Below are 15,904 nucleotides of genomic sequence, written 5' to 3' on the forward strand. Positions count from 1 at the left end.
GATATTACCTCATAAAAGCCTGAAGTTGTTTTAATGCCTGAGATGTTTTTTTATCCATTGGTTCAAATGGATTTTCAGTAACAGATCCTAAAGATTCGGTCTGCGTTTTTTCTAATAAACGGGGTTGTAGCATAAATATACGGATCATTTTTTTATTATTGTCAGATTCATATCTGAATGCTCGACCAATTAAAGGAATAGCACCTAAAAAAGGAACTCTATTTTCTGCTTTCACATTATCTTCTCGTGTATACCCACCAATTAGTAAGCTTCCACCTTCCGAAACTCGAGCAACCGTACTAATATTTGTACGGTTAATCACTGGCAGTTTTTCAACACTTTCATCATCACCATTGTCATCTTTTTTTTCTGCGCCATCTTCAAGATTAATGATCATCTCAATATCTTTATTTGAATTACCAATACGTGGTAATACACTAATCATTGTGCCAAATGTTGTTGATTCTAATGAAGCAACGCGTTCACCTTTTATTTGAGTATAAAAAGTTGTGTTATTATCAAAAATAGCAGGGGTGTTTTCTTGTGTTAATAATATTGGGCGAGAGACCATTTGAGCTTCGCCATCTTCACTCAATGCTTTAATTTTACCCAAAAAATTAAAGCCAGATGCAGCACTCAAACTTGCCGTATTAAAAAAGAAACTGCCTTTGCCTGAACCATAACTTGCTTGCCAATTAACACCTAAACTATCTGCTTTACTCTTAGAAATATCTATTATCCATAATGACAATTCGACTTGTCTTTTGGGTTTATCTAATTGAGCAATGAGAGAACCTATTAATACCAATCCTTCTCGACTTGTTTTCACTAAAAGACTATTTGAACCCGGTAATGGCACTAATTCGACGTTATATTGCCCTACTTTAGTTATAATTGGAGTATTAGTTTCTTCAATACCATTTATCGCTTCATCGTATTCCTGACTATCGTTATTTTCTAGCGTTTGATGAGGTTCCACTGCTGTTCTTTTTATTTCTTTAGAGGTCATAAATAACTGCTGTAAAACAGAAGTAATTCCAGGTAATACCACTTTTTCATCACGTAAGGTATAAGTTCTGTCTTGTACAAAAGTATTTTTTAATGGAAATATCTGTACAAATTCATCACCATAACGAGAACTTCCCACTGGTACTTGGTTATTTGTATTTTCATTAATTTGCTCTTGTACATCATTATCCAAAAACTCAGCGGCAGCTTTGACTAATTTAATATAAACAGGAGGACCAGAAATATAAAAAGTACGTTGGTCTCGACCAGCACGTAACGGATAACGGGGATCGTATAATCCCACATCTTGTAAATATTCTTTTAGCTCGATTAAACCTATGTTTTTTACCTGAAAGAGTTCTTGTAAAATCTCACTGCTCTCATAAATATAGATTGATTTTCCATCATTAAAATAGAGTAATGACAAACGTTTCACCATCAATTCAAATGCTTCCTCTGGTGAAGAAATATCAAAATTTCCGGTTACTCTCTCTTTTTTTACAGCACTACTTAGAATAAAAGGTTTATTTAATTTATCTGATAGCACAAGAAAGAATTGTTCTACCCGAGTATCAACAGCGATAAACACATCAGGCTTTTTTACCTGATGTGTATAGATAACCTTTCCTTGTGCAGCTTGAATTTGAAAAGAAAAGCCACAACAAAGTACTAGCCCAATGACACAATAAATCTTATTTTTTATTTTCATAAAGATGCTGACCAATTCGACGAAATTCTGTTGGTGTAATACCAAATAGCGTTTTGATTTCATTTGAGAAATGAGACGCTGAACTAAATCCATTATCGACGGCAATTTGTGTTAATGATTCATCAGTTGATAGCGTGGTTAAAATGGAAGATGCCGCACGCCATGAACGTAATTGACTTTTTCCACAATTGCCTAAATAGCGTTTACACAGTCGTCTAAAATGTGTACCTGATACCCCATATCGCTCTCCAATTTGTGCAATATTACTTTTCTTCTCATCTAAATAACTAATGAGATGTAAAATAAGCCAATAACTTTCACTATGTCTTATTGTGACAAATAGAGGCTCTAATTGGCTTTCTGCTTTTATTGCTTCATTTATTAGTACGTATTCTAGGGATTTATTAGTATCTTCTATATAAAAAACCTGCTGATTAATATCAAATTCGGATCCTATTGCCGTCATTTTGGAAAAATCACGTGCATAATCAATAAATGCTAATAATCTTGCACAAATAAAAAATGATCGTTTCTCAATTTTCCATGACTGATTTTCAGATTGGAAAATAACATCTTCATTTTTTGAATTATAAATAAAAGCCCTTCCTTTTATAATTTTAGTCTTTTTTTCATCATATATTTTCACTGGAAAATCATTCTTCAGAGGAATACAAAAGAACAATGAATTTCCCAGCAATATATTTTTATCACCACTTATTTTTATATCATTTATTAACATAAAAAACACCTTACCTTATTCTTGTTAAATAATAAAAAGTTAAAGATAGCAAACTATCAACAAACTTATTCTTATGTTTTCATCTTATATAACATTACAATAATATTACTAATTATTAACTATAAAGATGAATAACAAATTTTTTCTGTTTATTATTTAAAAAAAGTACTAGTAATATATCAATACCCACTATCAAATAAAAAACATGTGCTTTTTTTTAAAAGAAATTCAATGACTATTTCACTAAACTATATTTACATTGTGAATTAATAACATTTTATCATTAGGCTAAATCTATGTTGTATTACATTTATATTCTTTCTGGCCCATTAAAAGGAGCAGTTGTTCCTTTACCGCCTAATCATTACTCATTTTTTTTACAAAATGAAGAAACCAATGATAATAAAGAAAAAAATGAAAAATCGGTGCTTTACATTCCTTGTGATAATAAGGAATGTAAAAAAAAGCTCGCCATTATACTTGATGAAAATAATAGTGAAAATAACAAATATATAATTGAGAGTAGTTTCATATCAGAAGAAGTGGATAACGAATATACATTACCACTAAATGAACCTGTATATTCCAATGATATTCCTATCTTTTTAGTTAGTAATAGAAATGACCTACCTCTTAACCCATCTTACTTTAAAAAAAATAAGAAGAGATTGATCTCTGGTAAAAAGATATTCATGACATTAATGTTAACAATTCCACTTCTTATAATATTTATATATTATATAAATAAATCAACAGAAAAAATAATCACACCTGTCGTATCAAAAAGTCTAAATTTTAAAGGTTTCCAAGGAAAAAATGGATATTATTGTATTTTTGATGATTCCTACATCATCTCAAAAGAAAACAACAACTCAAAAAATAAAGTTTTTTATATAGACAAAGCAAAAATAGAAAATTTAGTGATTGAAAATAATCATAAAAAAATACATTTAATTTTAAAAGATAAAACCAAGCCCATTGTTAATTTCATTTATCATAATGATAATGAAAAACTAAAAATCATTGATGCCATAAATAATCACTTTTCAGAAAATTGTTCCCCTACAATTAAAGAGATTTCAATTCCAAGCATCATTAATGATGTAAACAAATTAGAACTAACTAAAACAATAGGTTATACCATTGAAGAAAAAAACAATGGCTTCGTCTTTATTTTTGATGATTTATTAGAGAGGAAAAACAAAGAAAAACTTGATACTTATATCAAAAAACAAACGGCTATTTTTGGAAGAAAATTTATCTTTTACCGTGAAAATATAAGTAATCCAATGTTGAAAAATAAAGCGATTTTACAAGAAGATCGTGGATATATTTTTCTAGATAATCAACATCGCTATTTTCCTCAAGGCTAATAGTGATATTTATAAGCAGTAAATTAGAATTGAAATTAGAGGAATAATATTATGCCAGCCTATCCTGTTGCCGATGATGTCAGCTCTATTGATAAAATTGATGATTATTTTCAAGAGCCGGTAAAAAAACAAAGTGATGCACTAAAAGTTGCATTAGATGCATTAAAAGCAGATACATCAAATGCGGCTGCCTTAGCTGATTATCAAGCCAAGCTCGCTGAATATAATATTACGCGTAATGCACAATCAACGTCGATTAAAGTTGTGAAAGACTTGGCAATGAGCATTATCGGGAATATGCGTTGATTTTTATTTAATGGAGATTATATATGGCAATTACCCCTGTTGTTCCCGTTCATTTAGCAACACTGCCAAATGATAACAGCGATAGTGATAATAATTTATCGTCAATGATGATTAACACTGTGACAAGCGGCTTTCAGTATGAAAAACAGATCCAAGAAAAACTAACAACATTAAGTCAATTAAGTGATGTTCAAAGTTATACCAAGCTGCAAACCACACTTAATGACTATACAATTACAATGAATTTAGCGAGTACTTTGGCTAGAAAGTCACTGAATATTGTCGAAACATTACTCAAGGCTCAATAGTAATGAAAATACGATATTTGTTATTGGCGTTATTATGTTGCCTGTTTCCATTATTAAGTGGTTGTAAAGATCAATCACTACTCACTAATTTGGATCAAAGACAGGCAACGGAAATTCAAGCGGTTTTACAAAAGCACCAAATAACTAGTACTCGTAAAGCATTAGGGAAAGGGTTATTTGATATTTCTGTTAAAAAAGAAGATATGGGAGTTGCGATTCAAATTTTAGAGGAATATCAATTACCCACATTATCTCGAATTGAAGTGACTCAATTATTTCCATCTGATGCATTGGTATCATCTCCACAAGCCGAAAAAGCACGCTTAATTTCCGCTATTGAGCAGCGATTAGAACAATCATTACTCACTATTGATCATATTATTGATGCTAGAGTTCATGTTAGCTATCCCATCTCTCCTACTGAGCGAATTATTCCGACACCTCACGCTTCAGCATTAGTTTTTTATGAAGAGGGGATGCTTGATAATGATCAGCTAAGTGAAGATGTTCGTGCTTTTATTCATAATGCCTTTAACGATATGAATGAGGATAATATTACCGTCTTGTTGTATCCACGAAATATTAATAAGTTCAACATAATAAATAATCAACTTTATCAAAATAGCTCTGATTCATTTCTTAGTTCTTGGTTATTTCTAAGCTTATTATTGATGGTTATCGCCATCATCATTACAGTTTTATTGATAATATTCCGACGCAGAAAAACACAGAAGGAAGAGAATAATGACAAATCTAACTTCTGAGCAATTCGAAATGATATCCAATGTAATGTATGAACCACTGAGTTATCTTCATACAGATTACAACGTATTGGCTTCAAATAAAGAGAGTATAATCTGGCAAAAATTAGCTAATCGCCAATTAATTCAGCAATATGAACTTATTAATCAGCTAGATTGTGATATCGATATTATTGTAGAAAAAATTTTTACTCATTGGGTATTACTTCCCCGTTGTGCTCTATTTTTAGGCTATTTGTACTCTAGAGAAACGCTTTTATTATCTGGTAATTACTATCAACTAGAACCTCAATTAAAAGCGTTTTTATCTCTTTATCCTGTTTTAAATATTGATAAAAAGATGACTATTTCTCTAGAAAATAGAGCACCAATAAATATCGGCTATCAATTGCTATTTGATTTTATTAATTCAATTTCAATTGCACTTGCTCAGCGCTTTACATTTCTTTTTGCACCACAATCCTCATCGATTGAATTACCTCAATCACTTTTCTTATCTCGTTCACTTTTTCTTTTGGTACTCGATTATGCTGCGCTCTCTGCCTGAAGATCTTTTAACATACACTTGTGAAGGTGTATTAATACGAGCTCGCTATGTTCGACAACTTGATAATATTTATAAAACAGAACTAGCAGCCAAACACACGGCAAAAAAAATAATTCGCGATTTTAATCATAAACTAGAAGAACATAGTAAAGAGATAGCAACCCAAGCTTATAGAACAGGGTTACAGGCATTATTAGGGGATATCTTAAATTTCGTAGTTCAATATCAAGAGAAACTGACACAATATGAGTTTCAGCAAAGAGAACAATTAACGGCAACCATTGCTCAACTTTTTGACTCCCCTGAAATTCAAACTGAACTTACACACCGCTTAATATCAACAATACCTTCAGAGAAAAAAATTACGCTCGATATCCCTGCAACATTACGCAGTTATCTTGAAAAGAAGCTCAATAAGCTTGATATTGAATTGATCTCTCATGAAAGTAAAACAATTGCTGTCCATGCGGGTGATCAAATTACTTTTTTTGATCCCACTCTATTAATTGATGATCTCAAGGCTCAATTCCATCGCCCTTATACTGAATCTTACCAACCTATTTTTACTCAAGAAATTAAAGAAACTCTACTGAAATATATTAATACATTCGATGTATTCGATAATATTTCCTCTCAAAGTAACATCTCTAGTGAGAACAATGATGATGAAGATTGATACTTTAAAGTCACAAGCGTTGTATGAACCACAAGCTTCTTCACCTTCACCAAAACATATCATCAATAAAAAATCAGATCCTTTAATGGCCATATTGAATTCTTCTTTTTATCAATTATTAAAAGACTCCAACATTAATAGTGTCAAAGATGTACTAGCGTTATTGAATCAATTTGATGTCAAAAATGAAAATAACCAAACCTTAAAAGAGAAGCGCCAAGTCGCACTATTAATCTATGCACGCCAAGCGAGCGAATTAGAAAATAGCGACAATAAAGAGATAATTAATCAGGCGTTAGTTTCACTTCTTTCTTATCAAGGTTTTTATCATCAATTTACTCTTGATTTATTAGGTATGAACGATAACCAAGAAGACTATGAGGAATTTTTTAAACCTGACAGCGCTTCATTTTCGTTTTAACGGAAATTAGAGGATCTGAGCTCCCGCACCTTTCTCACCTAAAATATCATCAGGATTACGTAATGGGCAGTCACTTAACGATAAGCAACCACAACCAATACAGTGATCTAATCCATTACGTAGTCTCTTAAGGCGGCGGATCCTTTCATCTAACCTTACTTTCCAATCCGTTGATATTTCGTGCCATTGTTCTGCGGTCAATTTACTATTTGGCGGATATTTTCCTAGTATTTCCTGAATTTCTTTTAACGGAATACCTGTACTTTGCGCGGCTTTTATAATCGCCACATAACGCAATACAACTGGTGGGTAACGGCGCTGATTACCTGCACTTCGATAGCTTTCTATCAACCCTTTTTCTTCATAAAAATGTAACGTTGAAATTGCAACACCACTTCGTTTTGCTACCTCACCGACAGTAAGTGCTCTATTGAAATCTATTTTTTCTTTTTTCATTTTTTATTTTTTCCTCTTGACCTCAACTTAACTTGAGGTTTTATAGTCCCCTCCTCAAATTAAGTCAAGTCAGTGGGATGCTGACTTTTATTTTTTAAGAATGTTGAGGTCAAATGAATGCCTAATTCAATTGCACGTATTCTCGAAAGTCGCTCTATGTGGCTGATCGCCAGATTACTCATTCTTGTTTTGTTTCTCTCCTCTGGCTTTGCCAAGGTTTTTGATTACCAAAATAGTTTGGCTGAAATGCGTGCAGCAGGATTAACTCCGGATTGGTTTTTTAATATTGCCACCGCGATCGTTTTACTTTGTGGCTCACTTTTAGTGCTTTTCGATCGCTATTTATGGCTAGGTGCTGGCGCTTTAGCTCTCTTTTTATTTTTAACTATCGTGATTGTTCATACTTTTTGGAATATGACGGGAGATAAGGCCATGTTGTCGATGTTTTTTGCGATAGAACATCTCGCTGTTATTGGTGGATTAATCACTACAGCAATGGCAAGTCATTTCAGAGCGTTATGGAAAAAAACTAACGCATAAAACGATAAGAAATATAAAAACTTTCACTATGGGATCGGCAATAAAATGAATAAAAAACTTACTATTACGATATGTGCCTCACTCTTTTTACTCAGTGCAGGTGCTGCGGTTTATGCAACTACGTCATCTGATGAAGATGCAACACAGCAATTTGCTTACCCACCCACGAAAGTGGCATTAGCAACCGTACAATCATCAAAATTACCAAACAATATGCAAGGTGTTGGAGAATTAGAAGCTGCACGCCAAGTTTATTTAGCCGCTGAAACCAATGGTCGAATTGCTGTGATTAATTTTGAGTCAGGGCAAACTGTTAAAGCAGGCCAAGTTTTAGCTAAATTAAATGATGAGCCTGAACAAGCCGAGTTATTACGCTTACAAGCGCAATTAACTAACGCGGATAAACTCTATTCCCGAACAAGACAGCTTTATAGTAAAAATGTCGCAGCTGCCGCGCAATTAGACAGTACGTTATCTGAGCGCGATATGATTGCCGCATCCATTCGCGAAGTAAAAGCGCGAATTGCACAAAAAGCAATAAAAGCGCCTTTTGATGGCATTGTCGGAATAAAACTTGTTCATGAAGGCCAATACCTTAATGCAGGTGAACGTGTAGCTTCACTTGTCGATGCGAGCCATTTAAAACTCAATTTTTCACTTGATGAACAAGCAGCACCAAAAATTTCAACAAAACAGCCAATCAATATCGAAGTCGATGCTTATCCTGAAATGGTATTTACAGGTTCTATTAATGCCATCGATCCTCTTATTGGCCCTTCTCGTACTGTACAAGTACAAGCTGTTTTACCTAATACCGATAACAAATTAAAAGCGGGCATGTTTGCTCGTGTACAAGTTACCTCTCCAGATAGTCCTATGGTATTAACCGTACCAGAAACAGCAGTCACTTATACTGCTTATGGAGATACCGTGTTTGTAGCGCAGTCTGACAATCAAAAAAACCTTATCGCTAAGCGTGTCTCTGTGAAAGTTGGATTGCGCTACAACGGCATGATCGAAATAAAAGAGGGCTTAGCCCTTGGGGATCAAATTGTTTCATCAGGACAAATTAAGTTAAGTGATGGCATCTCAATTGAACCTATTGAGCAAGATACATTAACGCTAGCTCAATCAGCGACGACTAAACCATAACGGGAGTTAATAATGAAGTTTACCGATATTTTTGTTCGGCGCCCTGTTTTGGCATTAGTTGTTAGCACACTGATTTTTTTACTGGGCGCATTTGCGTTCAGTAAATTGCCAATTCGCCAGTACCCTATGTTGCAAAATTCCACTATTACGATTGCAACAGATTATCCCGGAGCATCATCTGAACTGATGCAAGGATTTGTGACACAACCGATTACTCAAGCTGTTTCCTCTGTTGAGGGCGTTGATTATATTTCCTCTTCGTCTGTTCAAGGAAAAAGCTTAGTCACCGTCAGAATGGAATTAAACCGTGATCCAACTCAGGCCTTAACGCAGGTAATGGCGAAGGTAAATCAAGTTCGTTATAAGTTGCCAGAACAAGCTTATGATCCTGTTATTGAGCTTTCATCAGGAGAATCTACAGCGGTAGCTTATGTCGGATTTTCAAGTGAGCAGCTTTCTATCCCTGAACTCACTGACTACCTTTCTCGTGTTGTGGAACCGATGTTCTCATCCATCAATGGTGTTGCTAAAGTACAGGTTTTTGGTGGGCAACAATTGGCGATGCGCTTGTGGTTAGATACAGATAAACTGGCTGGTCGTAATTTAACGGCAAGCGATGTCGCAAATGCAGTACGTCGTAATAACTATCAAGCCGCCCCTGGGAAAGTTGAAGGCGAATTTGTGATTGCCAACGTTTATGTCAATACTGATCTCACTAATGTCGAAGAATTTAAAGACATGGTTATCATTAATGATGGCAATAATCTTGTACGTTTACGTGATGTCGGCACTGTCGAATTAGGTGCTGCGGCTACTGAAACCAGCGGTATTATGAATGGTAAAAAAGCCGTATTCTTAGGTCTATTTCCGACACCAACGGGGAATCCATTAGTCATTGTTGATGGTATTAGAGATCATCTTATCGATATTGAAAAAACCTTACCTCCTAGTGTCGATGTAGAACTGGCATTTGAAACCTCACGTTTTATCAAAGCCTCTATTAACCAAGTCGTACAAACCTTAATTGAAGCTATTTTAATTGTTATTGCAGTTATTTATCTCTGTTTGGGATCGTTCCGCTCTGTTCTTATTCCTGTGCTTGCTATTCCATTATCGATGTTAGGTGCCGCCGGTTTAATGCTTGCCTTTGGTTTTAGTATTAACTTGCTCACTCTACTGGCAATGGTTTTAGCAATCGGATTAGTTGTGGATGATGCGATAGTGGTTGTTGAAAACGTCCATCGCCATATTGAAGAAGGGTTATCGCCTGTTCAAGCCGCTTTAGTCGGTGCGAGAGAAGTTGCCGGCCCTGTTATTGCAATGACGATCACATTAGCCGCCGTTTATGCTCCTATTGGCTTGATGGCTGGATTAACGGGGGCATTATTTAAAGAATTTGCCATAACATTGGCAGGTAGTGTGATTGTATCCGGTATTGTGGCATTAACCTTATCGCCAGTGATGAGCTCGTTAATGTTAAAACCAAAAGAAAATGAAGGCAGAATGGCTAAAATAGCCGAATATGTCTTTGATAAACTGGCTCATTATTATGGTTACGTACTCAATTTTTCTTTAGCTAATCGCTGGTTAACCATTGTTTTTGCCTTAGCTGTGTTTGTCAGCTTGCCGTTTTTGTATAGTCAGACAAAACAAGAACTGGCTCCTTCAGAAGATCAGGCGAGTGTCTTAACTGCCGTAAAAGCACCGCAACATGCAAATCTTGCTTATGCTGAGCGCTTTAATCAGAAGCTTGATGAAATTTATATGAGTCTGCCTGAAACAGACAGCACTTGGATAATTAACGGTACAGATGGGCCTTCAGCTAGCTTTGGTGGTATTAACTTTGATGGTTGGGATCTCCGCGATCGCAATGCAGATCAAATTCAAGCCGACTTACAAAACCGCGTCAATAATGTTGAAGGTACTAGTATTTTTGCTTTCCAATTAGCTTCTTTACCCGGCTCGGTAGGTGGATTACCTGTACAAATGGTTTTACGTAGCCCGTTAGGTTATCCCGTTCTATTTGAAACAATGGAAAACATTAAACAGCAAGCAAGAGAAAGTGGTTTGTTTGTCGTGGTGGATAGCGATTTAGATTACAACAATCCTGTCGTTCAAGTTGCCATAGACAGAGCTAAGGCCAATAGTTTGGGTATTCGTATGCAGGATATTGGTGAATCACTCTCACTCTTAGTTGGTGAACACTATATCAACCGCTTTGGTATGGATGGTCGCTCTTATGATGTTATTCCACAAAGTGTACGCCACCAACGTTTAACACCAGCTGCACTTGCTGGGCACTATATTCGTACTCAAGATAATGTTTTGATCCCATTATCAACAGTTGTGAATATTACGACTCAAGTTGAACCCAATAAACTGACACAGTTTAATCAACAAAACGCCGCTATTTTCCAAGCGATCCCCGCACCTGGTGTCACGATGGGACAAGCCGTTGCGTTTCTTGAAACTGTGGCAGATTCATTACCTGCGGGCTTTAGCCATGATTGGCAATCTGATTCTCGCCAATTCACTCAAGAAGGAAATACGTTAGTCTTCGCCTTTATTGCCGCGCTTATCATTATTTATTTAGTGTTAGCGGCACAGTATGAAAGTTTGGTTGATCCTTTGATTATCTTAATTACTGTACCGCTATCAATTTGCGGCGCATTAGTTCCTCTCGCTTTAGGGATGGTGACGCTAAATATCTACACTCAAATTGGTTTAGTCACACTAATAGGGCTTATCAGTAAGCACGGTATTTTAATGGTGGAATTCGCTAATGAATTACAAGTTCATAAAAATCTAAACCGTCGTGATGCCATTATTGAAGCTGCAAAAATCCGACTGCGCCCTGTTTTAATGACAACGGCAGCAATGGTGATTGGACTTATTCCTCTGTTATTTGCCAGTGGTGCAGGTGCTAATAGTCGCTATGGATTAGGGCTGATTATTGTGTCAGGTATGTTAGTCGGCACACTGTTTACCCTATTCGTGTTACCAACAATGTACAGTTTCTTGGCTAGAAACCATCAAATCAGTGCTCAAACTGAGCGTCAAAAACAGTTACAGCAAGTCGGTGAGCAGTAAAAATAAAAAATAAAAAGCAGTCATGTCGTAAAACCAATCCCCATTGTGAATGCAATGGGGATTTTATTTATTAATGGGAATACTTTGAAAAATAAACACTACCTTGCTACTCTGACGAGTATTGAAATATAAGTTGTAGCTTATTACTCTAAAAATAAGCTATAACTTATATGAGGTGAACTGTGTGGAATGTATTACTTACAAATAATTTTGATTCTTGGTTATCAGAGCAAAGTAGCGAGTTACAAGAACGAATTTTAGCAGCCTTACAGAATCTGGAGGTTTATGGACCTAGGTTACCAAGACCCCATGCTGATAACATCAAAGGTTCAAAATATCCCAATATGAAAGAGCTCCGGATACAACACATAGGGAAGCCTATACGAATATTTTTTGCGTTTGATCCAACTAGAAAAGCCATTGTGTTATGTGCAGGAAATAAAGCTAACAATAAGAAATTTTACCAAACGATGATCCATATAGCGGATCGAGAGTTTACCTCATATCTTTTATCAATAAGAGAAGACAATGAAAACACTTCAACAAGCTATCGCTGAACGTTCTCCTGAAAGCCAAGAACGTATAAAAAAAATGGCTGATGAATTGATATTAGAAACAGGGCTGCAAATCTTAAGAGAAGAGTTAAATATTTCACAAAGAGAACTTGCTACTCACCTAGGAATTTCTCAACCTGCGATTACCCAGATAGAGCAAAGAGGTAACGATCTAAAACTGGCAACATTAAAACGCTATGTTGAAGCTTTAGGCGGTAAGCTTAGCTTAACAATTGAATTACCTACTGGTGAAGGTCGTGTATTTCATCTTTAAATTTAGATAAATAAAAAGCAGTCATGTCGTAAAACCAATCCCCATTGTGAATGCAATGGGGATTTTATCTTTAAAGTTATCAAGATAAACTCAGATCTGTTTTGAAAAAAATCGTTAAATGAAATCATAGTATAATAATATCATATCGTGATTTTTATATTTAAAAAAATAGAAACACTGAGTCTATTTTATCTAACACTCAGTGTTTCTATTAAAAATAATTAATATGTAACTACATAGTAGAGAATGTATTCATAATTATCCCGCCAGAGATAATCAGTGCCATCGAGAATATGGCTGGTAAGTCTGGTTTTTGCTTATATAAAATCATCGCCACTAAGGTCACACCGACAATACCAAATCCACACCACAGCGAATACGCCACACCAACAGGGATATATCCCATTGCGCGTGTTAAGGCGAAATAACAAATACAGTAAGCAGCAATAACTAAAACAGAAGGGGCTAATTTACTAAAACCGTTGGTCTTTTTAATCATTGACGTACCAGTGATTTCAGAACCAATAGACAGCGCCAGCCATAAGAATCCGGTAAACATAATTGTTATCCTTATTTGTTTTAATAAAATAACTATTATTAAAAATAGATTTATTAAAAAATATTTATCAAGAAATAGACTTATTTATTAACTGGCGATGCAGTTTGTTTAATATTAGAGGTTTCAGTTGTTTCTTCTTCCTCTTCTTCAGAACCCATTTTCGAGAAGAGATTCATAATCACAATACCACTGGCAATAACAGCCATACCAATCATGGCAGCCGTATCAGGATGTTGGCCATAAAACAACATACCTAAAGAAGAAACCACTAAAATCCCTGTACCTGACCACGTTGCATAAGCCAGGCCAACAGGAATATTTTTAACTGCACGTGATAATGAGTAATAACAAATAACGTATAAAACAACAATTAAGCCTAATAATAATGTTTTGGTTGTTCCTTCACTATTATCAAACATTTTTAAAGTAGAGGTTGCTGAGGTTTCTGAAATAATAACCGCCAGCATCCAAAGCCATGATTTAGCTTTTGGTGACATAATAAGACTCCTGAGTTATCAGATATAATTTAAGATTAATTTTTCAAACTTTTTAAATATTCAATAGCAGAATCCGTCAATTTATCTTGCGATAAATGATATTCTCCAGGCTTATTCATTACTTCTTTCAAAGTAATATAGCGATTATTATTCTCTTGTTTAATTTCAGGTTTATATTCAGGTTTATATTCAGGTTTAGTTTGATGCTTAACATCATGGTTTATTAAATTAGATTCAACATCATTTATAGAGTGAAACATAATACCCATTGATTTTAATCGACTAATATTTTCCTGAATAAGCAGGTTGTACTCTTTATTTTTATTTAAACCTAAAATCTCATTTAATTCACTTTCTGGTTGGCAAAAATAAGGTAATGCAATAATAGGAATATTTTGAGCAAGTGCGGAATGAATTAGCTTTCCTTCTTCACTTATAAATAATCCATTAATAATTTCACCCACCAGCTTTTTATCAAAATAAGGAACAAACAGTGCGTGATAAGTCGATAACTGCTGGCAGTCGAACTCACTCGCATTATATATTTCCCCTAGATGACGCCATTTCGACAAATCATGACTGACTTGTGCCTGTGTTGTGACAAAAAGAGAAAATCGAATATGAGAAAACGTGTTGATACGCTGACAGATTTCATCTTGGTATCCCGGTGCTGGTGTAAGTGCCAACAACACCGACTTTTTCATTCTTTTTTCTATTTCAGCCACTATCCTTTCAATTAACTGATTGTCCATTACGTCACCTCATTGTCTTAGCTGACAATAAATACGCTATCGTTGTTACGAAGTCCTGCGGCATTAGCTTCATCAGTATCTATATGAAATTCCAAAGTAAATTTTTCACTGACACGAACAACAACTTCATCAAAAATCAGGCTACGCTCACCTTCTGTTTTAACGTGTACTTTTTGCCCATTGGTGACATTTAGCATTCTGGCGTCAATTTCACTCATATGAATATGGCGTTGAGCACAGATCACTTGCTCTTGTAATTCAACATGACCCGCAGGTCCCATTAATACCGCTTGACCTGAGCCAACCAGATCACCTGATTCACGTACTGGCGCTTTTACACCTAATGCAAAACAGTCTGCTTTTGAAATTTCTAACTGACTTTGTGGACGAACCGGCCCTAAAACACGAACTTTACTGATCGAGCCTTTTGGTCCTACAACCATCACACACTCTTTTGCTGCAAACTGACCCGGTTGTTTAAGATCTTTAAACGGTGTGAGTTGATAACCTTTACCAAATAACGCTTCAACATCTTGCTGTGAAAGATGCACATGACGATTAGAAATACCAACAGGGATAGCCATTCCTTGTGTCTCACCTAACATCACGCCATGAGCGGGTAAGCGAGAGAGAATTTTTCCCATGAGTTGTTGATTAATCATTATTTTTTACCTTTACGGCTTTCTGGTTTGATCTCTTTTTTACTGCTTTGTGCTTTATCTGTAGCGACCTTAGTTTCAGAAGCAATATTTTGAGCCTTCAAATCCGCCACTTCTTTTGTGACTTCAATGTGCTCAATTTCGTTTTTAACAGGAGCTTCAACTCTTGTTTTAACGGCTGTTTCAACAACTTTTTCAATGACCGTCTCTTGTGCTTTTTCAGCAACAATAGAGGCTTTTTTCTTACCTTTTACTGTAAGCAGTTTAGTAATAACGCTTGGCTCTGGTCTTGCGATAACCAATGAACCAATCACCAGCTCTTTTTGGCTCACCACATCAACGCCATGATCAACAGCTGTTCTTACTGCACTGATCTCTCCCTGAAAACAGATCGATACCAAGCCAGATCCCACTTTTCGGTATCCGATAATTTCTACATTTGCCGCTTTACAAGCTGCATCTGCGGCTTGAATAGCTGCGGTTAATCCTCGCGTTTCAATTACACCTAAACTGTTCATCTTTC

20 protein-coding genes are annotated in these 15,904 nt (G+C 35.4%); 12 read left to right on the plus strand and 8 right to left on the minus strand.

Annotated elements, in window-relative coordinates:
- Nucleotides 1–4: 4 nt before the first annotated feature.
- Entirely contained in the window at nucleotides 5–1,717 is a 1,713-nt protein-coding gene (sctC, locus tag EHE21_RS16680; RefSeq protein ID WP_194951304.1) for a type III secretion system outer membrane ring subunit SctC, read from the minus strand.
- Complete coding sequence (locus EHE21_RS16685; protein ID WP_194951305.1) at nucleotides 1,701–2,456, minus strand: helix-turn-helix domain-containing protein; 756 nt, start codon at nucleotides 2,454–2,456, stop codon at nucleotides 1,701–1,703. The genes sctC and EHE21_RS16685 overlap by 17 nt, the downstream gene beginning before the upstream one ends.
- Nucleotides 2,457–2,752: 296 nt before the next feature.
- Here EHE21_RS16685 and EHE21_RS16690 point away from each other — a divergent pair, with 296 nt between their 5' ends.
- The 7 genes from EHE21_RS16690 to EHE21_RS16720 are packed head-to-tail and all read left to right on the plus strand — an operon-like array spanning nucleotide 2,753 to nucleotide 6,848.
- Entirely contained in the window at nucleotides 2,753–3,829 is a 1,077-nt protein-coding gene (locus EHE21_RS16690; RefSeq protein WP_194951306.1) for a PrgH/EprH family type III secretion apparatus protein, read from the plus strand.
- 51 nt (nucleotides 3,830–3,880) lie between these two features.
- Nucleotides 3,881–4,135, plus strand: a complete 255-nt coding sequence (locus EHE21_RS16695) for an EscF/YscF/HrpA family type III secretion system needle major subunit (RefSeq protein WP_194951307.1) — start codon at nucleotides 3,881–3,883, stop codon at nucleotides 4,133–4,135.
- Nucleotides 4,136–4,158: 23 nt separating this feature from the next.
- A complete protein-coding gene (gene sctI / locus EHE21_RS16700) occupies nucleotides 4,159–4,443 on the plus strand; it encodes a type III secretion system inner rod subunit SctI (protein ID WP_194951308.1) in 285 nt (94 codons plus the stop codon).
- A 2-nt stretch (nucleotides 4,444–4,445) separates the two neighbouring features.
- Nucleotides 4,446–5,207, plus strand: a complete 762-nt coding sequence (gene sctJ, locus EHE21_RS16705) for a type III secretion system inner membrane ring lipoprotein SctJ (RefSeq protein ID WP_194951309.1) — start codon at nucleotides 4,446–4,448, stop codon at nucleotides 5,205–5,207.
- A complete protein-coding gene (locus EHE21_RS16710) occupies nucleotides 5,188–5,751 on the plus strand; it encodes a type III secretion protein (protein ID WP_194951310.1) in 564 nt (187 codons plus the stop codon). The genes sctJ and EHE21_RS16710 overlap by 20 nt, the downstream gene beginning before the upstream one ends.
- The gene (locus EHE21_RS16715) at nucleotides 5,732–6,427 is read left to right on the plus strand and encodes a type III secretion protein (protein ID WP_194951311.1); all 696 of its coding nucleotides are present in this window, start codon (nucleotides 5,732–5,734) and stop codon (nucleotides 6,425–6,427) included. Before EHE21_RS16710 ends, EHE21_RS16715 begins: the two co-directional genes overlap by 20 nt.
- A complete protein-coding gene (locus EHE21_RS16720; RefSeq protein WP_228766707.1) occupies nucleotides 6,411–6,848 on the plus strand; it encodes a hypothetical protein in 438 nt (145 codons plus the stop codon). Before EHE21_RS16715 ends, EHE21_RS16720 begins: the two co-directional genes overlap by 17 nt.
- A 6-nt stretch (nucleotides 6,849–6,854) precedes the next feature.
- Here EHE21_RS16720 and soxR read toward each other — a convergent pair whose 3' ends face one another.
- On the minus strand, nucleotides 6,855–7,304 hold the full coding sequence (gene soxR / locus EHE21_RS16725; protein WP_075673527.1) for a redox-sensitive transcriptional activator SoxR: 450 nt from the start codon (nucleotides 7,302–7,304) through the stop codon (nucleotides 6,855–6,857).
- A gap of 117 nt (nucleotides 7,305–7,421) precedes the next feature.
- On the opposite strand from soxR, the gene EHE21_RS16730 reads away from it, so the two are divergent.
- From EHE21_RS16730 to EHE21_RS16750, 5 genes are all read left to right on the plus strand, one after another.
- On the plus strand, nucleotides 7,422–7,844 hold the full coding sequence (locus EHE21_RS16730) for a DoxX family protein (protein WP_194951312.1): 423 nt from the start codon (nucleotides 7,422–7,424) through the stop codon (nucleotides 7,842–7,844).
- A 45-nt stretch (nucleotides 7,845–7,889) separates the two neighbouring features.
- Entirely contained in the window at nucleotides 7,890–8,996 is a 1,107-nt protein-coding gene (locus EHE21_RS16735) for an efflux RND transporter periplasmic adaptor subunit (RefSeq protein WP_194951313.1), read from the plus strand.
- A gap of 12 nt (nucleotides 8,997–9,008) precedes the next feature.
- A complete protein-coding gene (locus tag EHE21_RS16740; protein ID WP_194951314.1) occupies nucleotides 9,009–12,086 on the plus strand; it encodes a MexW/MexI family multidrug efflux RND transporter permease subunit in 3,078 nt (1,025 codons plus the stop codon).
- A 182-nt stretch (nucleotides 12,087–12,268) separates the two neighbouring features.
- Nucleotides 12,269–12,643, plus strand: a complete 375-nt coding sequence (locus tag EHE21_RS16745; RefSeq protein WP_194951315.1) for a type II toxin-antitoxin system RelE/ParE family toxin — start codon at nucleotides 12,269–12,271, stop codon at nucleotides 12,641–12,643.
- Nucleotides 12,615–12,914: a helix-turn-helix domain-containing protein gene (locus EHE21_RS16750; protein WP_075673532.1), complete on the plus strand. Its 300-nt coding sequence runs from the start codon at nucleotides 12,615–12,617 to the stop codon at nucleotides 12,912–12,914. Before EHE21_RS16745 ends, EHE21_RS16750 begins: the two co-directional genes overlap by 29 nt.
- 232 nt (nucleotides 12,915–13,146) lie before the next feature.
- Here EHE21_RS16750 and EHE21_RS16755 read toward each other — a convergent pair whose 3' ends face one another.
- The 5 genes from EHE21_RS16755 to EHE21_RS16775 form a co-directional block, all read right to left on the minus strand.
- Nucleotides 13,147–13,473: a DMT family transporter gene (locus tag EHE21_RS16755; protein WP_004245856.1), complete on the minus strand. Its 327-nt coding sequence runs from the start codon at nucleotides 13,471–13,473 to the stop codon at nucleotides 13,147–13,149.
- 80 nt (nucleotides 13,474–13,553) lie between these two features.
- Complete coding sequence (locus EHE21_RS16760; protein ID WP_088494450.1) at nucleotides 13,554–13,970, minus strand: DMT family transporter; 417 nt, start codon at nucleotides 13,968–13,970, stop codon at nucleotides 13,554–13,556.
- A 35-nt stretch (nucleotides 13,971–14,005) separates the two neighbouring features.
- Nucleotides 14,006–14,722, minus strand: coding sequence for a hypothetical protein (locus tag EHE21_RS16765; protein WP_194951316.1), 717 nt, complete (start codon nucleotides 14,720–14,722; stop codon nucleotides 14,006–14,008).
- A gap of 17 nt (nucleotides 14,723–14,739) precedes the next feature.
- On the minus strand, nucleotides 14,740–15,384 hold the full coding sequence (locus tag EHE21_RS16770; protein WP_194951317.1) for a phosphate propanoyltransferase: 645 nt from the start codon (nucleotides 15,382–15,384) through the stop codon (nucleotides 14,740–14,742).
- Nucleotides 15,384–15,899, minus strand: a complete 516-nt coding sequence (locus EHE21_RS16775; RefSeq protein WP_194951318.1) for a BMC domain-containing protein — start codon at nucleotides 15,897–15,899, stop codon at nucleotides 15,384–15,386. Before EHE21_RS16775 ends, EHE21_RS16770 begins: the two co-directional genes overlap by 1 nt.
- Nucleotides 15,900–15,904 lie beyond the last annotated feature (5 nt).

Origin of the sequence: Proteus sp. GOKU, from assembly GCF_015475555.1 — a bacterium.
Lineage (GTDB): Bacteria > Pseudomonadota > Gammaproteobacteria > Enterobacterales > Enterobacteriaceae > Proteus > Proteus mirabilis_B.

What these genes read in the sequence shown, in the direction of transcription:
- sctC (WP_194951304.1), bottom strand. Translation starts at nt 1,717, where the DNA reads ATGAAAATAAAAAATAAGATTTATTGTGTCATTGGGCTAGTACTTTGT.
- EHE21_RS16685 (WP_194951305.1), bottom strand. Translation starts at nt 2,456, where the DNA reads ATGTTAATAAATGATATAAAAATAAGTGGTGATAAAAATATATTGCTG.
- EHE21_RS16690 (WP_194951306.1), top strand. Translation starts at nt 2,753, where the DNA reads ATGTTGTATTACATTTATATTCTTTCTGGCCCATTAAAAGGAGCAGTT.
- EHE21_RS16695 (WP_194951307.1), top strand. Translation starts at nt 3,881, where the DNA reads ATGCCAGCCTATCCTGTTGCCGATGATGTCAGCTCTATTGATAAAATT.
- sctI (WP_194951308.1), top strand. Translation starts at nt 4,159, where the DNA reads ATGGCAATTACCCCTGTTGTTCCCGTTCATTTAGCAACACTGCCAAAT.
- sctJ (WP_194951309.1), top strand. Translation starts at nt 4,446, where the DNA reads ATGAAAATACGATATTTGTTATTGGCGTTATTATGTTGCCTGTTTCCA.
- EHE21_RS16710 (WP_194951310.1), top strand. Translation starts at nt 5,188, where the DNA reads ATGACAAATCTAACTTCTGAGCAATTCGAAATGATATCCAATGTAATG.
- EHE21_RS16715 (WP_194951311.1), top strand. Translation starts at nt 5,732, where the DNA reads ATGCTGCGCTCTCTGCCTGAAGATCTTTTAACATACACTTGTGAAGGT.
- EHE21_RS16720 (WP_228766707.1), top strand. Translation starts at nt 6,411, where the DNA reads ATGATGATGAAGATTGATACTTTAAAGTCACAAGCGTTGTATGAACCA.
- soxR (WP_075673527.1), bottom strand. Translation starts at nt 7,304, where the DNA reads ATGAAAAAAGAAAAAATAGATTTCAATAGAGCACTTACTGTCGGTGAG.
- EHE21_RS16730 (WP_194951312.1), top strand. Translation starts at nt 7,422, where the DNA reads ATGCCTAATTCAATTGCACGTATTCTCGAAAGTCGCTCTATGTGGCTG.
- EHE21_RS16735 (WP_194951313.1), top strand. Translation starts at nt 7,890, where the DNA reads ATGAATAAAAAACTTACTATTACGATATGTGCCTCACTCTTTTTACTC.
- EHE21_RS16740 (WP_194951314.1), top strand. Translation starts at nt 9,009, where the DNA reads ATGAAGTTTACCGATATTTTTGTTCGGCGCCCTGTTTTGGCATTAGTT.
- EHE21_RS16750 (WP_075673532.1), top strand. Translation starts at nt 12,615, where the DNA reads ATGAAAACACTTCAACAAGCTATCGCTGAACGTTCTCCTGAAAGCCAA.
- EHE21_RS16755 (WP_004245856.1), bottom strand. Translation starts at nt 13,473, where the DNA reads ATGTTTACCGGATTCTTATGGCTGGCGCTGTCTATTGGTTCTGAAATC.
- EHE21_RS16760 (WP_088494450.1), bottom strand. Translation starts at nt 13,970, where the DNA reads ATGTCACCAAAAGCTAAATCATGGCTTTGGATGCTGGCGGTTATTATT.
- EHE21_RS16765 (WP_194951316.1), bottom strand. Translation starts at nt 14,722, where the DNA reads ATGGACAATCAGTTAATTGAAAGGATAGTGGCTGAAATAGAAAAAAGA.
- EHE21_RS16770 (WP_194951317.1), bottom strand. Translation starts at nt 15,384, where the DNA reads ATGATTAATCAACAACTCATGGGAAAAATTCTCTCTCGCTTACCCGCT.
- EHE21_RS16775 (WP_194951318.1), bottom strand. Translation starts at nt 15,899, where the DNA reads ATGAACAGTTTAGGTGTAATTGAAACGCGAGGATTAACCGCAGCTATT.